This window comes from Duganella sp. CY15W, from assembly GCF_009857555.1.
GTDB lineage: Bacteria > Pseudomonadota > Gammaproteobacteria > Burkholderiales > Burkholderiaceae_D > Rugamonas > Rugamonas sacchari.
The window spans coordinates 1,052,350-1,062,656 of the sequence record NZ_WWCQ01000002.1; the positions used below are offsets into that span (position 1 = coordinate 1,052,350).

The 10,307-nt window shown below is 62.7% G+C and carries 11 protein-coding genes and 2 tRNA genes; 6 read left to right on the forward strand and 7 right to left on the reverse strand.

Annotation, left to right across the window (positions count from 1 at the left end; all coding sequences use genetic code 11):
- Nucleotides 1-2: 2 nt before the first annotated feature.
- The 6 genes from GTP58_RS14240 to GTP58_RS14265 all read right to left on the reverse strand — a co-directional run bounded on the left by GTP58_RS14240 (nucleotide 3) and on the right by GTP58_RS14265 (nucleotide 3,667).
- The gene (locus GTP58_RS14240) at nucleotides 3-1,130 is read right to left on the reverse strand and encodes an AI-2E family transporter (RefSeq protein ID WP_161077992.1); all 1,128 of its coding nucleotides are present in this window, start codon (nucleotides 1,128-1,130) and stop codon (nucleotides 3-5) included.
- Nucleotides 1,127-1,609: a cyclic nucleotide-binding domain-containing protein gene (locus GTP58_RS14245; RefSeq protein WP_161077993.1), complete on the reverse strand. Its 483-nt coding sequence runs from the start codon at nucleotides 1,607-1,609 to the stop codon at nucleotides 1,127-1,129. Before GTP58_RS14245 ends, GTP58_RS14240 begins: the two co-directional genes overlap by 4 nt.
- Before the next feature lie 82 nt (nucleotides 1,610-1,691).
- Nucleotides 1,692-2,297, reverse strand: a complete 606-nt coding sequence (locus GTP58_RS14250) for an ATP-binding cassette domain-containing protein (RefSeq protein ID WP_161077994.1) — start codon at nucleotides 2,295-2,297, stop codon at nucleotides 1,692-1,694.
- Nucleotides 2,288-3,415, reverse strand: a complete 1,128-nt coding sequence (locus GTP58_RS14255; RefSeq protein ID WP_161077995.1) for a hypothetical protein — start codon at nucleotides 3,413-3,415, stop codon at nucleotides 2,288-2,290. Before GTP58_RS14255 ends, GTP58_RS14250 begins: the two co-directional genes overlap by 10 nt.
- A gap of 78 nt (nucleotides 3,416-3,493) precedes the next feature.
- Nucleotides 3,494-3,570: transfer RNA gene (locus tag GTP58_RS14260), tRNA-Asp, on the reverse strand.
- A 21-nt stretch (nucleotides 3,571-3,591) separates the two neighbouring features.
- A tRNA-Val gene (locus GTP58_RS14265) sits at nucleotides 3,592-3,667 on the reverse strand.
- Nucleotides 3,668-3,816: 149 nt separating this feature from the next.
- Here GTP58_RS14265 and GTP58_RS14270 point away from each other — a divergent pair.
- From GTP58_RS14270 to GTP58_RS14285, 4 genes are all read left to right on the forward strand, one after another.
- Nucleotides 3,817-5,088 carry an MFS transporter gene (locus GTP58_RS14270; RefSeq protein WP_161077996.1) on the forward strand — a complete coding sequence of 424 codons (1,272 nt, stop codon included), beginning with the start codon at nucleotides 3,817-3,819 and terminating at the stop codon, nucleotides 5,086-5,088.
- A 72-nt stretch (nucleotides 5,089-5,160) separates the two neighbouring features.
- Nucleotides 5,161-5,514: a nuclear transport factor 2 family protein gene (locus GTP58_RS14275; RefSeq protein WP_072783374.1), complete on the forward strand. Its 354-nt coding sequence runs from the start codon at nucleotides 5,161-5,163 to the stop codon at nucleotides 5,512-5,514.
- Between the two features lie 40 nt (nucleotides 5,515-5,554).
- The gene (locus GTP58_RS14280) at nucleotides 5,555-6,385 is read left to right on the forward strand and encodes an alpha/beta fold hydrolase (protein WP_161077997.1); all 831 of its coding nucleotides are present in this window, start codon (nucleotides 5,555-5,557) and stop codon (nucleotides 6,383-6,385) included.
- Complete coding sequence (locus GTP58_RS14285; RefSeq protein WP_161077998.1) at nucleotides 6,382-7,200, forward strand: helix-turn-helix domain-containing protein; 819 nt, start codon at nucleotides 6,382-6,384, stop codon at nucleotides 7,198-7,200. The genes GTP58_RS14280 and GTP58_RS14285 overlap by 4 nt, the downstream gene beginning before the upstream one ends.
- 5 nt (nucleotides 7,201-7,205) lie before the next feature.
- On the opposite strand, the gene GTP58_RS14290 is transcribed toward GTP58_RS14285, so the two are convergent.
- Nucleotides 7,206-8,027, reverse strand: coding sequence for an ABC transporter substrate-binding protein (locus GTP58_RS14290; protein ID WP_161077999.1), 822 nt, complete (start codon nucleotides 8,025-8,027; stop codon nucleotides 7,206-7,208).
- A gap of 81 nt (nucleotides 8,028-8,108) precedes the next feature.
- Here GTP58_RS14290 and dinB point away from each other — a divergent pair, with 81 nt between their 5' ends.
- Nucleotides 8,109-9,257, forward strand: a complete 1,149-nt coding sequence (gene dinB, locus GTP58_RS14295) for a DNA polymerase IV (protein WP_161078000.1) — start codon at nucleotides 8,109-8,111, stop codon at nucleotides 9,255-9,257.
- Nucleotides 9,258-9,325: 68 nt separating this feature from the next.
- A complete protein-coding gene (locus GTP58_RS14300) occupies nucleotides 9,326-10,222 on the forward strand; it encodes a recombination-associated protein RdgC (protein ID WP_072783384.1) in 897 nt (298 codons plus the stop codon).
- The last annotated feature ends 85 nt before the right edge of the window (nucleotides 10,223-10,307 follow it).

Genomic DNA, 10,307 nt, shown 5'->3' on the forward strand with positions numbered 1-10,307 from the left:
GCTCAGGCGCTCAGGTCGTGGCTGGCTTGACGGGTACGCAGTGCGATGGCGTTGCGGTGGCGCGCGCGCAGGCGCGGGTCGGTAATCAAGCGGCCCAGCGTTTCGCCTATCACCATCACTACGCCCAGCAGCGGCAACACCAGCATCAGGCCGGCGACGCCAGCGACCGAACCGCCAATAAAAATCATCAGCACCGTAATCAGGGGATGGATGTGCAGGCTGCGGCCCAGCGTGAGTGGCATGAATACAAAGTCATCCAGCAGGCGTACCAGGATGAACACGCAGATCGCCAGGTAGGCCACCGATGGATCGTTGGGCGCATCGGTGGAGGCGACCATCACCACCAGCACGCAGCCGACGATGGAGCCCACATACGGCACCCACGCCAGCACCGCTGCAATCAGGCCCAGCACCAGCGGCGAGGACACGCCTATCGCCCACAGGCCAAACGCCAGCACCGCCGTATCGAGTATGGTCAGCCGTATCAGGCCCTGGAAGTAGCGGTGTGCGGTCTGGTCCACCTCGTGCAGCAGGCACAGCGTCCGTTCAAAGAAGGCATTCGGCACTGCGCGCGCCAAAAATTTTTTAAAGCGCAGGCCATCGCGCAAAAAGAAAAAGGTCAGGAACGGCGCCAGCAGCAGCGAGGGCAGCCAGCCTGCGGCCGAGACCAGGATGTCGGTCAGGTGCGACTGGATGAAGTCGCCCGTGAAGGCGCTCATGCGCTGGTTGACGGTTTCCGCCAACTGCACTTGCCGCAATATCGGGAACTGCTGCTCCAGCGCCATCATCGTGTGGCGCACGAAGTCCAGACCGCCCTGCAGATAGATGCCCAGCATGTCCTGCCATGAGGTCGATGGCGTGGACTTCCAGAAGACGGCCGCCAGGATGGCCAGCGCTACCAGCAAGGTGAACACAGTGCCCACCAGCATAGTGGCCGCATTCTGGCTGAACCCCATGCGGATCAAGCGCTGCATGGGCGGCTGCAGGATGTAGTACAGCACGATGCCCAGCAAAAATGGAATCGCCAGGAACAGCATCTGCTGCAGCAAAAACAGCAGCACGCAGGTGGCGGCGATGATGCCGCTCCATACCACCGGGCCGCCGCGCTTCTGGGTCGGCAGCAGGTTCATAGCGCCTCGACTTGCGGCTGGCCGCCCATCCAGTCACGCAGGCGGCGGCCGATGTGGCGTGCCAGGGCCAGCGAAATCTTGTAGCCGATCACGGGATCGGTTTCCATCAGGCCCATGAAGTCGGCACGGAAGAACACCGCCAGTTCGCAGTTGTCCAGCGCGCGCGTCTGCGCGTTGCGTGGCGAGTTGTCCAGCAAGGCCAGGTCGCCAAAGAAGGAACCGGCCGACAGTTCGGCCACCACCTCACGCCCGGCACCCAACTGGCGGCTGATGATGACGCGGCCCGACATCACCAGATACAGCGCCTGTCCCTCTTCGCCTTCGTCAAAGATGATTTCATCGGCCAGGTAGCGGCGCTCGTGCATGAGGCCATCAACGATTTTCAGTTCGAGCGGCGTCAGCGACGAGAACAGGGCTGATGCTTTCAAACGCAGCAGGCGTGGCGACAGCTCGGGCGATTTGAGGAAACCGAAAATCAAGGGAACTCCAGGGTGGGGATAAGGGGGATCCCCGTTATTGTCGCCGGTTTTCCCCTGTTGCTGCGTGTTTGTTGTTAAGAAATCACAGCTGTACTGTGCCTTGCAGCGGTAGTGCCGGTTCCAGGTGACTGGTCAGCACGATGCACTGGCGTTGCAGGCGCTCCCGTGTGGATAGCTGCTGGCGCAGGTAGGCGACCGCATCCACATCGAGGCCATTGAAGGGTTCGTCGATGAGCAGCAGTTTGACGGGCAGTGACAGCGCCAGCGACAGCTGCATTTTCTTGTGCTGGCCCAGCGACAGCGTGGTGACGGGCTGGTCCAGCGTCGGCAGCAAATGGAAGGCGGCCAGCTGGGCGTTGAGCTGTTCGGCATCGGTGCCGGGATACAGCGAAACGTGCATGTCGAGGATTTCGCGGACGGTCAGCCATGGCAGTTGTGGCGTGTCGCCACCGCAGTAGTAGCAGTGCAGACGGTAGGCCAGCGGCTGGGCGTGGATTTCGATATCGTCGATCCAGATCTTGCCCGTGTGCGGCGCGAGTACGCCGCACGCCAGCTTCAGCAGCGAGGTCTTGCCGGCGCCATTCTCGCCACGCAGCCAGGTGATGCCGGCGCCCAGCCGCAGGTTGAACTGGCGGAACAGCGGGTGGCTGGCGTATTCAAAGTTGAGCTGCTCGATTCTTAATTCCATAGTTCGCTTCCAATGGCGGTCAGGATGACGATGGCGCCGATGACCAGGCCGACGCGGCCGCGCGTGCTCAGACGGCGCAGCGAAATGAGGGCGATTTGTGCGATGCCTGCGCAACAGATCCATACGCTTGCCACGGTGTGGCTGTAACCTGGTGCGCTGCGGCCCAGCGTGAGCGCGGCAAACCACAGCAGCACGCACACACCCGGAAGCAGCGTGAACAGCATGGCCAGCCGGTACAGGTGTGCCGCAGGCACAGGCCAGCTGGCAGCGACAGGGCGCAGCAGCGTGATTTGTTCGCTCACGGCCTTGTCGCCACGGTCAGTCAGCAGCATGGTCATCATGGCGGCGCTGATGCCCCAGACGATGGGCGGGATCAGAGGCGGATGCCACAGCCACACGGCGATGCTGCCCAGCGCACCGGTGAGCAGCAAGGTCTGCTGGATGCCAACCACGTTTTCCGCGCGCCAGAACGGCAGCCAGAACAGTTGGCGCCAGTAATACGACAGCTTGGCCGCACCGCCGAAGACGCCGCGCCGCGCACTGCGGCGCACGGATGGTGCGGAGCGATAGGCCGTCGGTGCCGGGCGGCTGCGGCCGGGCTTGCGCGCGGCGGGTGGCCGGGCGCGGTGCATGAGAATCAGTGTGGCCAGCAGCCAGCCCAGCAACAGCGAGACGACGGTCAGCATGATGGCCTGCGGTGCGACGGGACGCAGCCAGTCCGGCCACTGGTACAGCCAGATGGCAGCAGAGATGGCATAAGCACCGCTGAGCGGACCAACGATCATGCCGGCCACAGCGGCATCGGCCTGCCAGCGGTGGCGGGCCGTGATGGGCAGCGGCCGGCTCCACGCGATCACGGCGGCGGGATGCAGGCGCTTGCGCAGCAGCCACACGGGCGCGGCGATGAACAAGGTCTGGCCGACGAACAATCCCAGCGCTTGCGGCCACGGCTGGGTGGCGGCAAACAAACCGGGCAAGGCAATCACCGCGATCAAACCCAGCAGCACCTGGGCAAAGATCAGCAAGATGTATTCGAGGGAACTTTTAAGGCTGGCGGCAAATTGCAGCAGGGCATGCCTGGCCAAGCGGAGACGAAAGCGCGGGTAGGAGGTTTTCATTGCACGCCAGCATACCTGTTATTGCTGAAGCGGAAATGAAAAAGGCCCGATGCGAACATCGGGCCTTCTTCTGAATATTGGCGGAGCGGACGGGGCTCGAACCCGCGACCCCCGGCGTGACAGGCCGGTATTCTAACCAACTGAACTACCGCTCCAATTCGTTTTTCAAGTTTTACTGGTGGGTGCTGAGAGGCTCGAACTCCCGACCTACGCCTTGTAAGGGCGCCGCTCTACCAACTGAGCTAAGCACCCAGTAAACTTGTCAGCGTTGTTTCATTTAACTGCTACAACTGCTGAACGAGGCCGTATTCTACAGGGCACCGAAACGATTTCGCAAGGGGTTTTGAAAATTATTTAGAAAATTGTTTTGCGGCCTCGTGCAGCGATGTCAATATTGCTTCATGAATCCTACCCTTGATCCCTTGTACCAGCGCGTGAGCGCGCGGCTGATACCGTTCCTGTTCCTGTGCTTCGTGGCCGCTTATCTGGACCGCGTCAACGTCGGCTTCGCCAAACTGCAGATGCAGGCCGACCTGCAATTCAGTGACGCCGTGTACGGTGTCGGCGCCGGGATTTTCTTCATCGGCTATTTTTTGTTCGAGGTGCCATCCAATCTGCTGATGACGCGCACCGGCGCGCGCATCTGGATTGCCCGCATCATGATCAGCTGGGGACTGATCTCCTCGGCGCTCATGTTCACCAGCAGTGTGACGACTTTTTATGTGCTGCGCTTTTTGCTGGGCGCGGCCGAGGCGGGCTTCTTCCCCGGTATCATCCTGTACCTGACCTACTGGTACCCGGCCCAGCGCCGTGCGCGCATGGTGGCGGTGTTCATGAGCGGCGTGGCAGTGGCGGGCGTGGTTGGCGGTCCGCTGTCCGGCTGGATCATGAAAACCTTCGCAGGGGTGAATGGCTGGAGCGGCTGGCAGTGGCTGTTCCTGCTCGAAGGCCTGCCTTCGGTGCTGATCGGCGTGTGGACGCTGTTCTATCTGGACGACGGCATCCGCAGCGCGCGCTGGCTCAGCGAACAAGACAAGCAGACGCTGGAACGCGAGATCGCCGCCGACCGCCAGGCGCAGCAGCATATGCCGCTGGCGCAGGTGTTCAGCAGCGGCAAGGTGTGGCTGCTGGCGCTGGTCTACTTCCTCTGTGTGATGGGTTTGTATGGCGTAAGTTTCTGGCTGCCGCAACTCATCAAGAATAGCGGCGTGACCGATGTGCTGGATATCGGCCTGCTGTCCGCCGTGCCGTATTGCGTGGCGGCAGTGGTGATGATACTGGCCGCGCGCCATTCCGACCGCAGCGGCGAGCGGCGCTGGCACACGGCGCTTGCCGCGCTGGCTGGCGCGGCGGGACTGGTGACGGCCACGGTCTACAGCGACAACACCGTGATCGCGCTGGCGGCGCTGAGCGTGGCCACGGCCGGCATCCTGTCCACCTTCCCGATCTTCTGGAGCCTGCCGACCGCGATGCTGGGCGGCGCGGCCGCAGCGGCGGGTATTGCGATGATTAACTCGGTTGGCAATCTGGCCGGCTTCGTGGCGCCCTACCTGGTGGGCGTGGTGCGCGATGCCACCGGCAGCACCGCCAGCGGCATGTATCTGATTGCCGCCAGTCTGCTGGCCGGCGCGGTGCTGGTGGTGGCTGCGGTACGGCGATTACCTGGGACGTAATCGCCGCCGTGCCGGCATTGCCGGAGAATGGTTTCTGTCGATACGACATTACCACTCACCAAGGAGAACATCATGAATGCAGCCAATATCGCCACCCAATACCTGGCCATCTGGAATGAACGCGATGCCGCCGCGCGCCGCGCGCTGGTCGCCAAGGCCTTCAGCCTGGATGCCAGCTATATCGATCCCATGATGCGCGGCGCCGGCCATGACGGCATCGATGCCATGATCGCTGGCGCCCAGGGCCAGTTCCCCGGCTACCGTTTCGAACTGGCGGGAACGCCGGACGGCCACAACGACGTGGTGCGCTTCTCATGGTCGCTGGCGGCGCCGGGTAGTGCGCCGGTCGCGTTTGGCACCGACGTCGCCAAAGTAGCGCCGGACGGCCGCCTGGCCAGCATCACCGGCTTCCTGGACGCAGCCTGAGTCCGCCGCCCCTTATCATTGCCTTCTCAAGGAGACCATCATGTCCGCCATCAGCGCACCAGGTTTTATCCGTACCGGCGACGGCGTCGATCTGTTCTACCGTGACTGGGGCCAGGGCGAGCCGGTGCTGTTCATCGCCGGCTGGTCGCTGCCGTCTGACATGTGGCAGTACCAGATGCTGGCGCTGTCGCAGCGTGGCCTGCGCTGCATCGCCTTCGACCGCCGCGGCCATGGCCGTTCCAGCGACCCTGGGCGCGGCTACGACTTCGATACGCTGGCCGATGACATTGCCGCCGTGATTGATGCGCTGGGCCTGGAGCAGGTCACGCTGGTCGGCCATTCGATGGGCTGCAATGAAATCGTCCGCTACCTGAGCCGCCATGGTGAGGCGCGGGTCAAGCGCGTCGCTCTGCTCGGCACGATGACGCCGATGATCTGCCGCGATGACAGCAATCCCGATGGCCTCGATCCGGCGCTGCTGGCGTTCTTCCGCACGCAGCAACTGGGCCGCGATTTTCCGGCCTGGATAGACGAGAACATGCCGCCGTTCCTGACACCGGACACCTCGCCTGGGATCGCCAACTGGTTGCGCCAACTGGCGCTGGGCGCGTCGCTGCAGGCGCTGGTGGAATGCAACCGCGCGCTGGCCAGCGCCGATTTCCGCGCCGAGCTGGCGCGCATCAGCTCGCCAGTGTTGCTGATCGCCGCCGACCAGGATGTCAGCGCCCCGTTCGAGCTCACCGCCAAACCGACTGCGGCGCTGCTGCCCAACGCGCAACTGCGCATGTATCAAGGCGCACCGCATGGCATGTTCGTCACCCACACAGAGCGCGTCAACGACGACCTGCTGACGTTCCTGGATGCGGCATGAGCGCGGCCACCGAATATTTCAGCGACTTTGCCGCAGCGCTCAAGTACTGGCGCGGCAAGCGCGGCTATAGTCAGCTGCGTTTGTCGACCGAGAGCGAAATCTCCCAGCGCCACATCAGCTTTTTGGAAAGCGGCCGTTCGCAGCCCAGCAAGGAACTGATCCTCAAGCTGGGCATGGTGCTAGAGGTGCCACTGCGCCAGCGCAATGCCATGCTGCTGTCCGCAGGTTTCGCACCGGCCTACCAGGAACGCAATCTGTCCGACCCGGAACTCAAGGCGGTGCGCCAGGCGCTGGAATTCATGCTGGCGCAGCAGGCGCCGTATCCTGCGCTGGTGGTGGACCGTCTGTGGAATCTGCTGATGCTGAACGAGCCGGCGCTGCACATGCTGCGCTGGCTGCACGGCCTGCCACCCGATGCACAATTGCCCACCGACGGCTCGCTCAACGTGATCCGTCAGACGCTGGACCCGAACGGCCTGCGTCCCTATCTCGCCAACTGGGAAGACGTCAGCGCCGACCTGCTGTTGTGGATACAGCGCGAAGCCATGAGTGATGGTCCCGGCAGCGAAGCCACGGTGCTGCTCAGCGATCTGCTGGCGCTGCCCGGCATCGCCGGCATGCCGCGCATTCCCAACCTGGACCGCCGCGCCTTGCCTTTTCTGCCCATGACCTTGCGCAAGGACCGCGTGGAGCTGAATCTGTTCACCACCATCGCCACGCTGGGCACGCCGCATGACGTGACAGTGCATGAACTGCGTGTGGAAAATTTCTTCCCGGCCGACGAGGCCACGGCCAACTGGTTCAAGCAGCGCTAGCGGTGCTAGTGCGCTGGCAGTGCGTCGAGGATGTCGTGCGTGCCGCTGCTGAAAATCTGGCGCGTGATGTCTTCGCCCAGATAGCGTGCATAAATACGCTGCACCGTGCCGTCTGCCACGATCGCGCGCAGCGTGTCCGCATAAGCTTGCAGGACCTTGGGCGGCACCTTGTTGGAAACATACATGCCGACCAGCGCGCGCGGCGATTCGGCAAACGGCGTGCCGGTCATCTTGCCCATCATGCCGAACGCGCGCTGGTGCAGCACATGGATGGCGGGCGGCGCCAGCGTGCCTTCCGCGCGGCCGGCCTGAATTTTCCGGAACACCACGCTGTAATCGTTGACGTATTCCAGCCGGCCCAGCTTTTGCAGACGGTCCATTTGCACGGCCGTGGCGGTAGAATAGGAAATCCCGCGCGTGACGTTGAGGCGGGCTTTGCTGTGCTCGACAAAATCGGCCAGGCTGCGGAACTTGCCGGCGTGCTTGTTCAACAGCAGCAGCTCAAACTGGGTGGAGGTGTACGGCAGCCAGACGCCATAGCGGTCGCGCTCCGGAGTACGCAGCGATGCGCCCGTCAGGTCCAGCTCGTTGTTGAAGAATTGCGCGTATAACCGGCCGTGCGGATACCAGCGGATATGGAATTGGCAGCCGCTGCGCTTGCGCATTTCGGCCAGCACATCCACGGTGCTGCCGCGGAAGCTGGCGCCGTCCCGGAAAGCCGAGTAACCGAGGTCGCTCAGACCGACACTGGCGGGCGGGCATGCCCCATGGGCCGCAGCGAGCGGCAGCCAGCAGGCCAGCAAAACGGTGGTCAGGCGTTTGGTCATTGTTGCAGTGTAGCATTAGCAACTTGCGGTCAGGGCAGTTTCCGTGGATACTGTATGCATTCCCAGTAATCGTTCTGCATTATGGCTGAAGCCGAGCGCCGCATTGCCCACATCGACATGGATGCGTTTTTCGCGTCGGTCGAGCTGTTGAGTTATCCGCAGCTGCGCGGCCAGCCCGTGGTCATTGGTGGACGCGGCCATGCGCCGGAGCAGCGCGCAGATGGCTCGTATGTGTTTGCGCGCCTGCGTGATTACGTGGGGCGCGGCGTCATCACGACCGCCACCTACGAAGCGCGCGCGTTTGGCGTGGGTTCGGCCATGGGCATGATGAAGGCGGCCAAGCTGGCGCCGGATGCGATATTGCTGCCGGCCACGTTTGACGCCTACCGCCACTATTCGCGGCTGTTCAAGGAAGCGGTGGCCAGCATTGCGCCGGATATCGAGGACCGCGGCATTGATGAAATCTTTGCCGACCTCACGCATGTGGAAGGCGAAACGCGTGCGCTGGCGGCGCGCATCAAGCAGGCGGTGCTGGATGCTACCGGCCTCACTTGTTCGATCGGCGTCACGCCCAACAAGCTGCTGTCGAAAATCTGTTCGGATCTGGAGAAGCCGAACGGGTTGACGGTGCTGGGGTTTGAAGACATCCCCGCGCGCATCTGGCCGCTCAATGTGCGCAAGGTGAACGGCATTGGTCCCAAGGCCACCGCCAAGCTGGCTTCGCTGGGCATCGAAACCGTGGGGCAGCTGGCGCATACCGACCAGGGGCTGCTGCAGGATTATTTCGGCGCGCATTACGCGGCGTGGCTGGCGCGCGCGGCGCACGGCATCGACGAGCGGGAAATTTCCACCAGCCGCGAGAGCAAGTCGATGTCGCGCGAGACCACGTTTGAACGCGACCTGCATGCGCGCCAGGACCGCGATGCGCTCTCGGCCATTTTGGTGCGGCTGTGCGAGCGGCTGGCGGAAGATTTAAAGCGCAAGAATTACGTCAGCCGCACCATTGCCGTCAAGCTGCGCTATGACGATTTCCAGATCGTCAGCCGCAATGTCACCTTGCCGTTACCGGTGGCGGATGCCGACCAGATCCTGCACGCGGCGCGTGAATGTCTGAAGCGGGTGCCGCTGCAACGCAAGCTGCGCCTGCTGGGCGTGCGCGCCAGCGCACTGGAACCTCCCGGCGCCATGGCGCGGATACCACAGCCGGTGCAAGGCGATTTATTTGCCTGAGCCCGGGCCGGTATCAGCGTGTAAAATGGCGCTCTTTTGCAATCTCCGAAACAAGGCCTGTCAACTTTATGTGGTTCAAGAATCTACAGATTTACCGTCTGCCGGCCCCTTGGGCCTATACCCCCGAACAACTGGAAGCCGCGCTGGCGACCCAGGCTTTCACGCCGGCCAGCAGCAATGAATTGCTGCGCCAGGGCTGGGACACGCCGCGTCCTAACGGTGGCCTGGTGCATGTAGTCAACAAGCAAATGCTGATCTTGCTGGGCGCCGAGAAGAAACTGCTGCCAAACAGCGTCATCAATCAGGTAGCCAAGGCGCGCGCTGCCGAGATGGAAGAAGCCCAGGGCTTCGCTCCCGGCAAAAAAGCCATGAAAGAATTGAAAGAACGCGTGGCCGATGAGCTGTTGCCGCGCGCGTTCTCGATCCGCAGCAATGTCTGGACCTGGATCGATCCGGTCAATGGCTGGCTGGTGGTGGATGCCGCCAGCCCGGCCAAGGCCGATGAAGTCATCAAGCTGCTGCTGAAGGCAGTCGACCGCATGCCGCTGGAAAGCCTGCGCGTGCAGCGCTCGCCGGTGGGCGTGATGACCGAATGGCTGCAAACCGATGAGGCGCCAGCTGGTTTCACCGTCGACATGGATACCGAACTGCGCGCCACCGGCGAGAGCAAGGCGGCCGTGCGTTACGTGAAGCACTCGCTGGACCCGGAAGAAGTGCGCCGCCACATTGCCAACGGCAAGCAGTGCACCCGCCTGGCCATGACCTGGGACAGCAAGATCTCCTTCGTGCTGACCGAATCGCTGGCGATCAAGGGCGTCAAGCCGCTCGACGTGCTGGACGAAAAAGACGCCGGCGTGCGCAATGACGACGAGCGTTTCGATGGCGATTTCATGCTGATGACCGGCGAATTGGCGAAGATGATGGCCGACGTGGTCGAAGCGTTGGGCGGCGAAGCCAAGGCCTGAACTTCTTTGCCATTCAGTAAAAAATGCCGCGAAGTCATTGATTTTGCGGCATTTTTATATGGTGAAATGGTAAAAAAAGTCGCAT